At 72.2% G+C, this 13,977-nt stretch carries 14 protein-coding genes and 1 tRNA gene; 9 read left to right on the top strand and 6 right to left on the bottom strand.

Going from position 1 to position 13,977, the window contains the following annotated elements:
- From ABZ896_RS33770 to ABZ896_RS33755, 4 genes are all read left to right on the top strand, one after another.
- Positions 1–490, top strand: a 490-nt coding sequence (locus tag ABZ896_RS33770) for an AAA domain-containing protein (RefSeq protein ID WP_360937372.1), incomplete at its 5' end; no start/stop codon positions are given.
- 149 nt (positions 491–639) lie between these two features.
- Positions 640–1,011, top strand: a complete 372-nt coding sequence (locus ABZ896_RS33765) for a hypothetical protein (RefSeq protein ID WP_360937370.1) — start codon at positions 640–642, stop codon at positions 1,009–1,011.
- 140 nt (positions 1,012–1,151) lie between these two features.
- The gene (locus ABZ896_RS33760; RefSeq protein ID WP_360937368.1) at positions 1,152–1,739 is read left to right on the top strand and encodes a bifunctional DNA primase/polymerase; all 588 of its coding nucleotides are present in this window, start codon (positions 1,152–1,154) and stop codon (positions 1,737–1,739) included.
- Positions 1,730–1,803: transfer RNA gene (locus tag ABZ896_RS33755), tRNA-Lys, on the top strand. The genes ABZ896_RS33760 and ABZ896_RS33755 overlap by 10 nt, the downstream gene beginning before the upstream one ends.
- A 274-nt stretch (positions 1,804–2,077) precedes the next feature.
- Here the strand turns inward: ABZ896_RS33755 and ABZ896_RS33750 are convergent.
- A complete protein-coding gene (locus ABZ896_RS33750) occupies positions 2,078–3,349 on the bottom strand; it encodes a M6 family metalloprotease domain-containing protein (RefSeq protein ID WP_360937366.1) in 1,272 nt (423 codons plus the stop codon).
- A gap of 284 nt (positions 3,350–3,633) precedes the next feature.
- Here ABZ896_RS33750 and ABZ896_RS33745 point away from each other — a divergent pair, with 284 nt between their 5' ends.
- Positions 3,634–5,418, top strand: coding sequence for an EAL domain-containing protein (locus ABZ896_RS33745; protein WP_360937364.1), 1,785 nt, complete (start codon positions 3,634–3,636; stop codon positions 5,416–5,418).
- Positions 5,419–5,421: 3 nt separating this feature from the next.
- Here ABZ896_RS33745 and ABZ896_RS33740 read toward each other — a convergent pair whose 3' ends face one another.
- Positions 5,422–6,528, bottom strand: a complete 1,107-nt coding sequence (locus ABZ896_RS33740; protein WP_360937362.1) for an LLM class flavin-dependent oxidoreductase — start codon at positions 6,526–6,528, stop codon at positions 5,422–5,424.
- A gap of 116 nt (positions 6,529–6,644) precedes the next feature.
- Positions 6,645–7,865, bottom strand: a complete 1,221-nt coding sequence (locus ABZ896_RS33735) for an MFS transporter (RefSeq protein ID WP_360937360.1) — start codon at positions 7,863–7,865, stop codon at positions 6,645–6,647.
- 16 nt (positions 7,866–7,881) lie between these two features.
- Between ABZ896_RS33735 and ABZ896_RS33730 the strand changes: the two genes are divergently transcribed.
- Both ABZ896_RS33730 and ABZ896_RS33725 read left to right on the top strand, forming a co-directional pair.
- Positions 7,882–8,181: a helix-turn-helix domain-containing protein gene (locus ABZ896_RS33730; protein ID WP_360937358.1), complete on the top strand. Its 300-nt coding sequence runs from the start codon at positions 7,882–7,884 to the stop codon at positions 8,179–8,181.
- Positions 8,182–8,414: 233 nt separating this feature from the next.
- Positions 8,415–9,332 (top strand): NAD-dependent epimerase/dehydratase family protein, encoded by a 918-nt coding sequence (locus tag ABZ896_RS33725; protein WP_360937356.1) that lies wholly within the window; start codon positions 8,415–8,417, stop codon positions 9,330–9,332.
- A 44-nt stretch (positions 9,333–9,376) separates the two neighbouring features.
- On the opposite strand, the gene ABZ896_RS33720 is transcribed toward ABZ896_RS33725, so the two are convergent.
- Entirely contained in the window at positions 9,377–10,108 is a 732-nt protein-coding gene (locus ABZ896_RS33720) for a decarboxylase (protein WP_360937354.1), read from the bottom strand.
- Positions 10,105–10,911: an aspartate/glutamate racemase family protein gene (locus ABZ896_RS33715; protein WP_360937374.1), complete on the bottom strand. Its 807-nt coding sequence runs from the start codon at positions 10,909–10,911 to the stop codon at positions 10,105–10,107. Before ABZ896_RS33715 ends, ABZ896_RS33720 begins: the two co-directional genes overlap by 4 nt.
- A 143-nt stretch (positions 10,912–11,054) precedes the next feature.
- Here ABZ896_RS33715 and ABZ896_RS33710 point away from each other — a divergent pair, with 143 nt between their 5' ends.
- Together ABZ896_RS33710 and ABZ896_RS33705 are read left to right on the top strand one after the other, a co-directional pair.
- Positions 11,055–12,008 (top strand): D-2-hydroxyacid dehydrogenase, encoded by a 954-nt coding sequence (locus ABZ896_RS33710; protein WP_360937352.1) that lies wholly within the window; start codon positions 11,055–11,057, stop codon positions 12,006–12,008.
- 14 nt (positions 12,009–12,022) lie between these two features.
- Positions 12,023–13,414, top strand: a complete 1,392-nt coding sequence (locus tag ABZ896_RS33705; RefSeq protein WP_360937350.1) for an amidase — start codon at positions 12,023–12,025, stop codon at positions 13,412–13,414.
- Here ABZ896_RS33705 and ABZ896_RS33700 read toward each other — a convergent pair.
- The gene (locus ABZ896_RS33700; protein ID WP_360937348.1) at positions 13,395–13,889 is read right to left on the bottom strand and encodes a DUF3830 family protein; all 495 of its coding nucleotides are present in this window, start codon (positions 13,887–13,889) and stop codon (positions 13,395–13,397) included. The two genes, ABZ896_RS33705 and ABZ896_RS33700, sit on opposite strands and share 20 nt — an antisense overlap.
- Positions 13,890–13,977 lie beyond the last annotated feature (88 nt).

Genomic DNA, 13,977 nt, shown 5'->3' with positions numbered 1-13,977 from the left:
CGAGGCGGTGCGGGCGGTCGCGACGGTCGTACGGCGGCTGCTGGACCGGGGCGGCGCGGCCACGTCGGAGCGCTCGCCGGATCCGACGCCGCTGACCGCCGACCGGGTCGCCGTGGGCACGGCGCACCGGGACCAGGCGGCGGCCGTCCGCGCGGCGCTGGCCGAGCTGGGCGTCGGCGACGTCACGGTGGACACGGCGAACCGGCTCCAAGGCCGCGAGTACGACGTCACCGTGGTCCTGCACCCGCTCTCCGGCCGCCCCGACGCCACCGCCTTCCACCTGGAGACGGGCCGCCTGTGCGTCCTGGCCTCCCGCCACCGCCACGCCTGCATCGTGGTGTGCCGCGCGGGCGTGAGCGACCTCCTGGACGACTACCCGTCGACGGAGCCGGTCCAGCTGGGAACGCTGGTGAAGTTCCCTGACGGGTGGGAGGCGAACCATGCGGTGCTGGCGCGGCTGGGCGAGCACCGGGTGAGCTGGCGGCCGTAGCTGCGGTGAACCGGGAACAGGGCGGCGCTCGTACACATTGACTGTGCCGGAGGCATCCCGCCCTCTTGCGTGGGCGCGGGACAATGGACGGTGGCCCTGTCGTCGGCGGGGTGTCGGTAGGTACTCGGTCTGTACGAGGAGGAGAAGACATGGCGGAGCCCACGCCGCGTCGGAACGAACCGCGGCTGCGCCCCGCGCCCCTGCTGTTCGAGCCCGCGCAGGTGGCCGACGATCCCGAGCACTTCTTCGATCTGGAGTCGATGGACGACCCCCGCGCGCTGCTGGCCCGCGCCACCGAGCTGACGCACGCCTTCCGGGCGGCGGCGGACCGGGCCGTGGAGTTCCAGGCGATCGCGGCGGCCCAGCTGGCCGACCCGAGGCGTTTCGACCGGCTCACCACGGCGGACATCGCCGAGCGCGCCGAGTGGACCGAGGACTACGCGAAGAAGATGGTCGAGTTCGGGCGCGATCTGATGCGCGGCACCGAGAGCGGCGGGACCGGCCACGCCGACCCGGTCTGAGCGGCTTCAGGGAAGGCCTCAGCACCGAGTAATGCTTTGGCATATGCCAGGCGGGCAGGTTACTCCTTTGCACCCTTCCCTGTCCCGAATTCCCGCAACCCTCGGGAACGGCTTGCTCACGGCCGGTACATGTAGACGACATGAGCACTCGCGACGAACCCTTCTCCGCCGGGCACGACGTCTCGGGCGTCACCGCGGACGGAGCCGCCTGGCTCGCCTCGGCAGGAACGTATCCGCGCAGCACGCTCTCCTTCTGGGAGGAGCGGCCCGCGGCGCCGGTCGTACTGCCCTGCGGCGCCGTCTTCGACGTGGTGAGCGCGCCCGCGATCTTCGGGCGCCGGATGCTCGACCGGCTGTGGGAGGAGGGACCGGGGTCGGGGCCGGTGGCGATGTTGCGGGGGCGCGTGCTGCTCTTCGCGGCGCCGGGGACCGCACAGCGGCTGCCGTCGCTGCTGCGGTGGGAGGAGTTCGGGCGGACGGGGGCGATTCCGCCGCTGCTGTGCCATGGGACGGGGGACGCGGTGACGGTGCCGGCCCCGCTGAGCAGGGCGAACACCGCTCCGACCGCGCGTTGGCTGGTCGCCCCGGACACCCGCCACCCCTGGCTGCCGGGCCCCGAGATCCTGCTGTGGGCGGCGGTACGGGCCGCCCGGGCCGCCGTGCGGATATCGATTTTTCCCCCGGCCGATCAGGATGCTAAGGTCTACGACGTCAGCAGGCGCCGCTAGCTCAGTTGGTTAGAGCAGCTGACTCTTAATCAGCGGGTCCGGGGTTCGAGTCCCTGGCGGCGCACCGACAGTGAAGGCCTCTCGCAAGCGCGGGGGGCCTTCTCATGTGACGGCACTGCGCGGCGGCTGGGGGTCCGGGGGTTATCCCCCGGAAGATGCAGCATCAGCGGGTCCGGGGTTCGAGTCCCTGGCGGCGCACGATGTCGATGGTGAGGCGTGTTCGCGGAAAGCGCGAACCCACCTCGCCATCGTCGTTTCTGCGCGGCTGCGCCGCGCGCTGTGGGGGCTTCGCCACCCACACCCCCTCGGCGTCGGTCACCTGCCCGTCGGCCGAGAAGTCACCCCGCCGTGATCTCCACGTTCCACGCCCCCGATCCCGTTCGGCCCTCCACCGTGATCCTGACGTCGGAGTCCGGGGCCGTGAAGCTTTCGCCCTCTGAGACCGGGGCGTCAGCCAAGGGTGGGTACACCGAGTGGTTCCAGCAGGCCTCCGTGTGGGGGTGGGCGTCGAGGACCTGGACCGGGCCGTCGCCGGACATCGCGCCGCTGTGGACGCGGTAGACGAGGATGCCCTGTCGGCAGACCGCCGTGTCGTTGCCGACCGCCGCGCGCGCCTCGAAGGCGAGCACGCTGTCGGGGCCGGTGCGGACGACCGCCAGCTTCGTGCCATGTCCGAGTCCGAAGATCCCGGCACCGGTGGGGCCCGCCTCCAGTGGTTCCAGGGTGAGCCGCGTCGGCGCGGAGCCCCGTACGCACACCACCTGACGCCGCTCCAGCCAGCCCAGCTTCCACTTGTGCCAGGCGAACAGGTCCGGGGCGAGTCCGAACTGGCTGCCCATCAGGTCCCAGTCGCCGACGTACGTGTCCCAGTCGCCCTTGCCGTCCACGGGCCGGTGGTAGAGGTCCGGCAGGTCGAAGACGTGCCCGGTCTCGTGGGCGAGGACCAGCCGGTCCGGCGGGTGCTTCTCGAAGACCGTGACGACCCGCCGGATGTCGGTGCCGTCGGCGCGGAGGGGGACATCCAGGTTGACGACCTTCGTCGCGTCGGAGTCCACACCCGGCGCGTCCGGGTCGGCGACGAAGTAGACGACGTCGTAGCGCGAGAAGTCGACCTCGGCGTCGGCCGCGGCGAGCGCGTCGCGCAGATAGGCGCCCCGGTGCTCGGCGTTCCAGTCGCGCTGTATGGCGTACGCGGTGGACGGCTTCGGCATCCGGATCCAGTGCCGCAGCGGATGCGGGCGCAGTGTGAAGCGGCCGTAGGAGGCGCGCTCGAAGAAGCGGGTGGTGGCCGGGAAGTGATCGGCGGTCAGCTCGGCGGGGGTGGTCAGCGGGGCCGCGTCCGGGAAGGACAGGAAGACCATCACCGCGTCGAGGGCGCGGGCGGGGCGCGGGTAGGCGGCGTTCCAGGTGTCAACGCCCTCGGAGTGGTGGGCGTCGGTGCGCTCCAGGGTGCAGGGTGCCGCCGAGAAGGGTTCGGCCACGGAGGGTCCGGTGACGAGGGAGGTCGCGGCGAGGGCCGCCAGGGTGGTGAACACGGCCGCGGTGCTGCGCAGTCGGGGGCGCGGGAACGTGCGCGGCAAGGGGACCTCCGGGAGCGGTTCACGGGACACCGCACCCAGCCTGTGACGCTTTGCAGTAGTACGTCCTGTTTATCTGCACCGGACGAGTGAGAGTGCGTAACCCTCCGTCGGCCCCGACACCCCCGAATCGCTCACGGAACGTCACAAGTGGTCCTGGGGCCGAAGAACCCGCCCAGCTGCGGGCAGAAACGATCTGCCGGAAGGGGTTGCCGGTCGCCGAGACTGGGCAATGGCTGGAAGGGCCGGGGGTCTACCTCTATGATCGGCACACTTTCCTGCGCGGACAGCGAACGAGTGCACTGCGGGAGCGAGCGGTGAACGGAACGTCCGAAGGGCCGGCGCCCGCGGCAGACCTCGAAGAGGCCGCCGTAACAGAGAGTGACATCACGACGACGCATCGCGCGGCCTTCCTGGCCGCCCCGATCGCCATGGCCGTGGTCGACCGCGAGGGCGTGGTGGTCGACGCGAACCCGGCGCTCGGCGAACTGCTGGGCGCCGTACCGGAGGAGCTGGCCGGGACGGTCGCCGCGGATCTGGTGGATCTGGCGTCGGACGCGCGGACCTGGCACGCGTACCGCGAGGTGCTGCGCGGCCGGCAGGCGAAGCTGCGCTGCACGCGGCGGCTCAAGCATCCCGACGGGCACTCGCTGTGGGCGCAGATCAAGGTCGCGCCGCTGGCCGGTGACACCCCGGGGGTGCTGCTGTCGGTCGCCGACATCACCTCACGCCGTGAACTCCAGTCGCGGCTGCGGCACTTGCAGATGCACGACCCGGTGACCCGGCTGCCCAACCGGGCGCTGTTCTTCGAGCGGCTGTCGGCCGCGCTGGAGCCGGAGTCGTACACGCAAGGAGGCACGGGCCGGATCGGGCTGTGCTACCTGGACCTCGACGGCTTCCAGGCGATCAACGACACCCTCGGGCACCGGATCGGCGACCGGCTGCTGGCCGCCGTCGCGGAGCGGCTGACGCGGTGTGCGGAGGGGGCCGGGCAGGGCCGGGCCACCTCGCCCCTGGTGGCGCGGCTGGGCGGTGACGAGTTCGCGCTGCTGGTGGAGGACTCCACGGGCACCGAGCAGCTCGCGGATCTCGCCGAGTCGCTGCTGACGGCGATCCAGGCGCCGTTCGACATCGGCGGCCGGCGGCTGTCGGTGTCCGCGTCGATCGGGGTGGTCGAGCGGCTGGCGGAGGGCACCTCGGCGACGGGGCTGATGCAGGCCGCCGACACCACGCTGTACTGGGCGAAGGCGGACGGCAAGGACCGCTGGACGCTCTTCGACCCGGAGCGCAACGCCAACCGGGTGACCCGCCAGGCGCTGGCGTCGACGCTGCGGCCGGCGATCGAGCGCGGCGAGTTCGCGCTGGAGTACCAGCCGCTGGTCGGCATGGAGGACGGCCGGCTGCGCGGGGTCGAGGCGCTGATCCGCTGGAACCACCCGCAGTTCGGGGTCCTGACGCCGAATCGGTTCATCGCACTGGCCGAGGAGGACGGCGCGATCGTGCCGCTGGGGCGCTGGATCCTGGCGACCGCGTGCCGGCAGGCCCGCCAGTGGCAGCTGGACCAGCCGGACGAACCGCCGATCTTCGTCAGCGTCAACGTGGCGGTCCGCCAGGTGTGGGACTCCGACCTGGTCGCGGACGTGGCCCGGACCCTCAAGGAGACCGGCCTCGCCCCTCACCTGCTCCAGCTGGAGCTCACCGAGTCCGCGGTGATGGGTTCTTCGGGACGGCCGCTCCAGGCGCTCCAGGCCCTCAGCGACATGGGCGTGCGGATCGCGATCGACGACTTCGGCACGGGCTACTCGAACCTCGCCTACCTCAGCCGCCTGCCGGTCTCGGTCCTGAAGCTGGACGGCTCCTTCGTCCGGGGCTTCCAGTACGAGGGGGAGGGCGTGGCGCCCAACCCGGCCGACGAGGTCGTCGTCGAGGCGATGATCCAGCTGGCCCACCGGCTCGGCCTGACGGTCACGGCCGAGTGCGTCGAGACCTCGGCCCAGGCCACCCGCCTGCGCCGCATCGGCTGCGACACCGGCCAGGGGTGGCTGTACTCGCGGCCGGTGCCGCCGGATCGTATCTCCGGGTTGCTCGGTGTACGCGTCTGACGGTCAGTCCGTCGGCAGGCCGTACGCGTTCGCGATCAGTTCGTAGGAGCGCAGGCGCAGGGCGCCGTCGTGGGCGTGGGACGTGAGCATCAACTCGTCGGCGCCGGTGCGCTTCTGGAGGTCGTCGAGGCCCGAGCGGACCTCGTCGACGCCGCCGTGGACGACGTTGGCGTTCCAGGAGGTCGCGAACTCCTCCTCCATGGGGCTGAACTCGTACGCCTCCGCCTCCTCCGGGGTGGGGACGAGGCCCGGGCGGCCGGTGCGCAGACGGATCATGTTGAGGGCGGCGGCGCGGACCTGGCGGCGGGCCTCCTTCTCCTCGTCGGCGGCGAGCGCGGAGACGCCGATCAGGGCGTAGGGGGCGTCCAGGACCGCGGAGGGGCGGAAGGACTCGCGGTAGAGGTCCAGGGCCGGGATGGTGTTCTGCGCCGAGAAGTGGTGCGCGAAGGCGAAGGGCAGGCCCAGCGTGCCGGCCAGGCGGGCGCTGAAGCCGGAGGAGCCGAGGAGCCAGATCGGCGGGCGGTGCGGGGACTGGACGCCGCCGGAGGACGTGGACTGGATCGGGCCGGGTACCGCGTGGATACGGCGGTAGCGGTGGCCGTCCGGGAAGTCGTCGTCCAGGAAGCGGGTGAGCTCGGCGAGCTGCTCGGGGAAGTCGTCGGCGCCCTCGTGCAGGCGGTCCGTGCGGCGCAGGGCCGCCGCGGTCGCGCCGTCGGTGCCGGGGGCGCGGCCCAGGCCCAGGTCGATACGGCCCGGGGCCATCGCCTCCAGCGTGCCGAACTGCTCGGCGATGACGAGCGGGGCGTGGTTGGGCAGCATGACCCCGCCCGAGCCGAGGCGGATGCGGTCGGTGTGGGCGGCGAGGTGGGCCAGGATCACGGCCGGGGACGAGGAGGCCACGCCCGGCATGGAGTGGTGCTCGGCGACCCAGTAGCGGTGGAAGCCGCGGGCCTCCGTGAGCTTGGCGATGGCGACACTGGTCCGGAGCGCGTCGGTGGCCGTGCGGCCGGCGCCGACGGTGACCAGGTCCAGGACCGAGAGGGGGACGGGGGCGGTGCCCTGAGTGGTCCCTCGGATCTCGTCTGCCGCCACGGGGGCCTCCTGGTTCATACGGTGGTTGTACTGGCTGGTGCGTGTGCGTGGTCCGTGGGCTCAACGGGAGACAGTCCCCGTTTATTCCCGCGGGCCACGTCGGGGTGCTGGAGGAACGTCTCCGGCACAGGCCGTCAGCGGACCTCGGCGCCGGCCCTTTTCGTCGGCTGCATCGAGCCGCCCGCGACGGTCCACGAGGGCCTTGTGCCGCGGCCGAGGGAGCCGCCGGTCACGACGACGAGTCCGGCGAGGGCGAGTCCGGCGCCGACCCACAGCGGGGAGACGAAGCCGTAGCCGGCCGCGATGGCCAGACCGCGGAGCCAGGCGCCGAGCGCGTTGCCGACGTTGAAGGCGGCGATGTTGGCGCCGGAGGCCATGGTGGGCGCGTCGTCGGCGTACTTCATGGTGCGCACCTGCAGGCCGGGGGCGGTCGCGAGACCGATGGTGCCCATCAGCAGCAGGGCGACGACCGTCGCGACCTTGCTCTCCGCGGTGAGGGCGAACAGGCCGAGGACGACGGCGAGGGCGGCCATGATCGCGATCAGCGTGGTGTTCAGGGACCTGTCGGCCGCCTTGCCGCCGACGAAGTTGCCGATGAACGTGCCCGCGCCGAAGAGCACCAGGAGCCACGGCACCGTGCTGGTGGCGAAGCCGCTGACGTCGGTGAGCGTGAAGGCGATGTAGGTGTAGCCGCCGATGACGCTGCCGAAGGCGAGGATGCTCAGGGCGATGGAGACCCAGACCTGGCCGCGGCCGAAGACGGCCGGCTCGGCGCGGAGGTCGGTCCGCGCGGCCCCGGTCGTCCGCGGCACCAGGGACTGGATGCCGATCAGGGTGAGGACACCGATGACGGTGATGGCCCAGAAGGTGGAGCGCCAGCCCATCTGCTGGCCGAGGAAGGTGCCGAGCGGCACACCGAGCACGTTGGCCGCGGTGAGTCCGCCGAACATGAGGGCGATGGCGCTGCCCTTCTTGTTCTCGGCGACCATGTCGGAGGCGACGACGGCGCCGACGCCGAAGAAGGCGCCGTGGCACAGGGCGGCGACGATCCGGCCGACCATCAGCAGCTCGTAGGTGGGAGCCACGGCGGAGATCAGGTTGCCCGCGATGAACAGCGTCATCAGGCCGACCAGGACCTTCTTGCGGTCGAAGCGGGTGAGGGCGGCGGTCAGGGCCAGGGCGCCGACCGCGACGCTGAGCGCGTAGCCGGAGACCAGGTAGCCGGCGGCCGACTCGGAGACGCCGAAGTCGCTCGCGACCTCGGGCAGCAGACCTACGATCCCGAACTCCGTGAGGCCGATTCCGAAGCCTCCCAGCGGGACGGGCGATCTCGTCCCCCTGCTGGATCCGCTCAAGGCGCTCGCCAACCCCGTGCGGCTACAGGTACTCAGCTGGCTGCGCGAACCCGAGCGGCACTTCCCGGTCGATCCGGAGATGACCGATCCGCGTGCGGTCGGGGTCTGTGTGAGCCATATCCAGGCCAAGACGGGCCTCGCGCAGTCCACCGTCTCCACCTATATGGCCGTCCTGGAACGGGCGGGGCTCGTACGATCCACCCGCGTGGGGAAGTGGACCCACTACCGACGCGACGAGGAACGCATCGCCCAGCTGTTCGAGCAGCTCCGGCACGGGGTAGGCGCCCCCGAACCGACGGAACCGCTGCCCTCCTGACCCGGGCGGGCGGACGGTCTGCTGCTCGGCCTGGAGAGCGAGTTCAACCGGTACGCCGAACTCGAGACGCCCTTTTTCCTGGAGGCCGAGGTCACGGACGCGGGCGGCGCCGACGGGGTGGCCGGCGAGGCCCGGGGCAGGGTGCGGGGCACTCAGGAAGGGGAACAGGTCTTTGCGGCCGACCTCGTCCTGGGGCGGGCCGAGGCGTGATCGACCGGTCTGGAGGAACCCGTATGCCCACCGTCCTGATATCCGGCGCCGCGGGATTCGTCGGGAGCCATGTGACCGACGAGGCGGCCCGCCGGGGACTGGACCCGCGCCTGATGTCCCATCGGCGGCCCGTGCCCGAGCGGCCCGCTCTGTCGGCCGACCTCACCGACCCGGCCTCACTGACCGGGATCTGCGAGGGAGTCGATGTCCTGCTGCACTGTGCCTCGTACATCGGCTCCTCGCCCGAGGCCAATGAGGACGTCAACGCCCGGGGTACCCAAAACCTGCTCGCCGAGGCCCGGCGGGGCGGGGTCGGGCGGATCGTGTACGTGAGCACCGCCTCGGTGTACGGCCGCGGGGTCTTCCGGCACGCGGCGCCCGAGGAGCTGGTCCGCGATCCGGCGTCGCCGACCTCGCGGAGCCGGGCGGCGGCGGAGGACGCGGTGCTGGAGGCCGGCGGGATCGTGCTGCGGCCGCATCTCGTGTACGGGCGGGGGGACGTGTGGGTGGTGCCGGGTCTGGTGCGGCTGCTGCGGGCGCTGCCCGGCACGGTCGAGGGCTGGCCGGCCCGGCTCTCCCTGATCTCCGTACGGGAGTTGGCCCGTCTGGTGGTCGGTGCCGGGCTCGCGCCCGCGGCCGATCTGCGGTTCGCCGCGTACCACGCGGTGCATCCGGTGCCGGAGACCGCGGGGACGCTGCTGCGGGCGGTCGCCGACCGGGCCGCGCTCCCCTGGCCGGAGCGGGACCTGACGCTCGCGCGGGCCGGTGAGCTCCTCGCCGAGGACCCCCGCTCGGCCCACGCCCTCGCGATGCTCACCACCGACCACTGGTTCGACCCCACCCCACTCTGGCACGACCTGCGCCTGACACCGGGGTCCGGCTTCGCGACGGACTTCGCGGAGGCGGCGGAGTGGTACGGCCGGGCGCCGGTCTCCACCTGACCCGGCCCCCGGACCGTCACACCTGAACCAAGGGCCCCGGACCGTCACACCTGCACGATCGGCTCCCTCGTGAACAGCGTGCCCAGAGCCGGGGCGTTGACGCGGCGGTCGGTCAGGCGGAGGGCCTCCCAGGCCGTGACCTGGTTGGCGGTGAGGACCGGCTTGCCCAACTCCTTCTCCAGAGCCGGCAGATGGGCCGCCGTGTGCAGGGCCGTGTCCGGGAGGAGGACCGCCTCCGCGTCCGGGGTGTCGGCCTGGCGGGCCAGCGCCAGGACCTCCTCCTCGCCCCACGTGCCGACCTCCGCCGCCGTGACGATCCCGGCGTGCCGGACGTCGAGCACCTCAAGGCCGCCCGCCCGCAGGAAGTCCGCGAACAGTCCGGCCACGTCGTCCGGGTAGGTCGCGGCGACGGCGACCCGCCCGGCCCCGATCTCCCGCGCCGCGTGCACGAAGGCGAACGACGTGGAGGAGGCCGGCATCCCGGCGGCCTGCGCCAGGGTGCGCACCTGGTCGTGGGCGCCCTCCCAGCCGTAGACGAAACTGCCGCTGGTGCAGGCCCAGACGACGGACTCGGCGCCCGCCATGCGCAGTTCCCCGACCCCGGCCGCGAGCCGCTCGGGCGCGCCCATCTCCAGGAGCGCGTCGACGCGGTGCGCGTCGGTGCCGATGTCGGTGTGCACCACGTCCAGCCGGATGTCGCTGCCCAGGAGCTGCTCCATGCGCGGGTAGTCGTCCTCGGCGGAGTGGCCCGGGTAGAGGAATCCGAGTGCGGTCATGTCCAGCCTTCCTGCTGCTGTTCTTCGTCCGGCAGTCGCGGTACGTCGGGCAGGGCGGGACCCGACCTCGCCGCCGGGTCGATCAGCGCCTGGTACGGTCCCACGGCCCGGGTACCCAGCCTGCGCAGCGCCGCCCACATCGTCACCTGGTTGGCCGAGATCACCGGTATCCGCAGCTCCGCCTCCAGCTGCGGGATGACGTCGTACGTCGGCAGGTTGGTGCAGCTGATGAACAGGGCCTGGGCGTCACCCCGCACCGCCTTGTGGGCCATCGCGGAGACCTCGCGGTACGGCACCTTCCAGATGTGCCGGGTCAGGCCCATGTAGGCACAGCCCGTGACGGCGACGCCCGCCTCGGCGACGTACTCCTCCAGGGACCTGGTCACGGAGACGGTGTACGGCGTGACCAGCGCGACCCGGCTCACGCCGAGCTCGGTGAGGGCGTCGAGGAGGGCGCCGGAGGTGGTCAGGGAGGGCACCGCGCCCGCCCGGGTCATCGCCTCGCACATCGCGCGCTCGCCGGCGATCCCGCCGACGAAGCTGCCGGAGGTGCAGGCGTAGGCGACGACCTCGGGCGCGATCGCGTTCAGGGTGCGCACCGCCTCGTGCAGGGTCTCGTGCTCGCTGACCAGGCGGGCGAGGTCGAGGCTGACCTCGACGGGGACGTACGGGGTGCGGGTCAGATGCAGGGAGACGTCGTCGGGGACCCAACGCCACAGCTCGCGGTCGAGCGCGAAGTCGAAGGGGGCGACGACACCGACACCGCGTTGCGGCAGCGGTCCGCCCAGAAAGGAGACGTCCATGGCAGGCACCGGCCTCACCGTGAGAGACGAGGGGACAGCGGAACGTACGCAACGCCCGTGTTGACGAAGGTAGGTTCGGGTGCGAGCGTGGTCAATCCGCCCACGTCAGACGCCTGGCACAGTCCCGCAGAAACGGTGCAGCGATGTCCGCGTCCGTCCCCACGCTCCTCGTCCTCGACGCCGATCCCCCGCCCCGGCTCGGCCGGCTCACCGGCCGCGCCCGGATCGCGCACGCGGACGCCACCACGCTCGCCGGGCTGCTGTCGTCCGCCGACGTGCTCCTGGTCTGGGACTTCACCTCGACCGCGGTGCGCGAGGCATGGCCGGGCGAGGGGCCGCGGCCGCGCTGGGTGCACACCGCGAGCGCGGGTGTGGACCATCTGATGTGTCCCGAACTCGCCGCCTCCGACACGCGGGTGACCAACGCGCGCGGTGTCTTCGACCAGCCGATCGCCGAGTACGTCGCCGCGCTGGTCCTGACGATGGCCAAGGACCTGCCCCGGACGCTGGAGCTCCAGCGGGAGGGGGTGTGGCGGCACCGGGAGTCCCAGCGGGTGGCCGGCACGCGCGCGTGCGTGGTCGGTTCGGGGCCCATCGGCCGGGCGATCGTCGCCACCCTCAAGGCGCTCGGCATCGTCACCGCCCTGGTCGGCCGCCGCTCCCGCACCGGGATCCACGGCCCCGACGACCTCGACCGGCTGATGGCCCGCGCGGACTGGGTGATCGCGGCCGCCCCGCTCACCGCGGAGACCCACGGCATGTTCGACGCCCGCCGCTTCGGGGTGATGCAGCCCTCCGCGCGGTTCATCAACATCGGCCGGGGCCAACTGGTCGTCGAGGACGCGCTGGTGGAGGCGGTGACCAAACGGTGGATCGCCGGCGCCGCGCTGGATGTCTTCGTCGACGAGCCCCTGCCGCCGGACAGCCCGTTGTGGCGGGTGCCCGGACTGATCGTGTCCCCGCACATGAGCGGCGACACGATCGGCTGGCGGGACGAACTGGGCGCCCAGTTCCTGGAGTTGTACGACCGCTGGGAGGCGGGAAGGTCTCTGCCGAACGTGGTGGACAAGAAACGCGGGTACGTACCGGGGCACTGAGATCGGAGGGGCGTATGCAGGACCTCGTGGAGCTGACCGCCGTACGACTCGTGGAGGGTTACCGGAAAGGGGAGTTCAGTCCAGTCGAGGCCACCCGGGCGGCTCTGGAACGGGCCGAGCGGATCCAGCCGGAGGTCAACGCCTTCGTACGGCTGACCGGGGAGGAGGCGCTGGTGCAGGCGCGCGCGTCGGCCGACCGGTGGCGGCGCGGGGAGCCGGCCGGGCCGCTGGACGGGGTGCCGGTCACGGTGAAGGACATCCTGCTGATGCGGGGCGCGCCGACGCTGAAGGGCTCCAAGACCATCGCTCCCGAGGGGAGTTGGGACGAGGACGCCCCCTCGGTCGCCCGGCTACGGGAGAGCGGTGCCGTGTTCCTCGGCAAGACCACGACCCCGGAGTTCGGCTGGAAGGGCGTCACCGACTCGCCGTTGTCGGGCGTGACCCGCAATCCGTACGATCCGACGCGCACCGCGGGCGGCTCCAGCGGGGGTGCGGCGGCGGCCGTGGCGTTGGGGGCGGGGCCGTTGGCGCTGGGCACGGACGGTGGGGGCAGTGTCCGGATCCCGGCGGCCTTCTGCGGGATCTTCGCGCTGAAGCCGACGTACGGGAGGGTGCCGCTGTATCCGGCGAGCGCGTTCGGGACGCTCGCGCACGTGGGGCCGATGACCCGGGACGCGGCGGACGCGGCGCTGCTCCTCGACGTGATCGGGGTACCGGACTCGCGCGACTGGTCGGCGCTGGGTCCCGCGGCCGGTCCCTACTCGGCCGAACTGACCGGTGGTGTACGGGGGTTGCGGATCGCCTACTCCCCCACCCTCGGCGGACAGGTGGCCGTGCAGCCCGCGGTGGCCGCGGCCGTACGCCGTGCCGTGACGCGGCTCGCCGAACTCGGCGCGTACGTCACCGAGGCCGACCCCGACTTCGCCGATCCGGTGGACGCCTTCCACGCGCTGTGGTTCGGCGGGGCGGCCCGGGTGACCCAGCATCTGGGGCCGCACCAGCGGGAGTTGCTGGATCCCGGTCTCCGGGAGATCCGCGGCCTGGGCGGCCGCCTGAGTGCGCTCGACTACCTCGCCGCGGTGGACGTCCGCATGGAACTCGGGCGCCGGATGGGCCGTTTCCACGACACCTACGACCTCCTGATCACCCCGACCCTCCCGATCACGGCCTTCGAGGCGGGCGCGGAGGTCCCGAAGGGCTCGGGCCACCGGAGGTGGACCGGCTGGACCCCGTTCACGTACCCCTTCAACCTGACCCAACAGCCCGCCGCGTCCGTCCCGGTGGGGAAGGACGGCGACGGACTGCCGGTGGGATTGCAGATCGTGGCGGCCCGCCATCGCGACGACCTCGTGCTGCGGGCGGCTCACGCGCTGTACGAGGCGGGTTTCACTTCCGGCGGAAGCTGAGCGTCTCCCCCGCCGCCCCCGTGCGCCACAGGTCGTTGCAGCCGGCCGCCAGTTCCTCCAGGCCCTCCACCACCTGGCCCCAGACGATGCCCGGGACCCAGCCGACGTCGCCGTTCAGGAGGAGGTTGTTGCGTTCGTAGAAGAGGGCGAGGTCGACGAGGGTGGTGCCGTGCCGGACCTCCCGGTCGTAGCCGTAGGCCTTGGTGCCGAGTTCCGCGCCGGCGAAGGAGAAATAGCAGAGATCTCCCGGGATGGGGGTGACTGTCGGATTCTCCAGCGGGGGTTCGGAATCGGCGAAGGGCGGGAAGAGGGCGTAGATCTCGTTGCGGGCGTATTTGGCGTGGTAGACGTCACCGGCGAGCGGCAGGGCGTCCCATACGGCCGCGCAGGTGAGCGGCGCCCGATCGTCGAGCAGCTTTGCCGTGCCGGTGATTCCACGCTGGACCAGCGAGACTTCGATGTAACGGTCAGCCATGCGTTCCATGGTCTCCTCGCGGTCAAGGGCGCCTCCGCATCGAGTGGACGAAAGCGATCCGCATACCTCGCATGAAGCCGGGTAAGCG

This window comes from Streptomyces sp. NPDC047072 (assembly GCF_040643855.1).
GTDB lineage: Bacteria > Actinomycetota > Actinomycetes > Streptomycetales > Streptomycetaceae > Streptomyces.
This window is presented reverse-complemented; position numbering and strand designations above follow the sequence as displayed.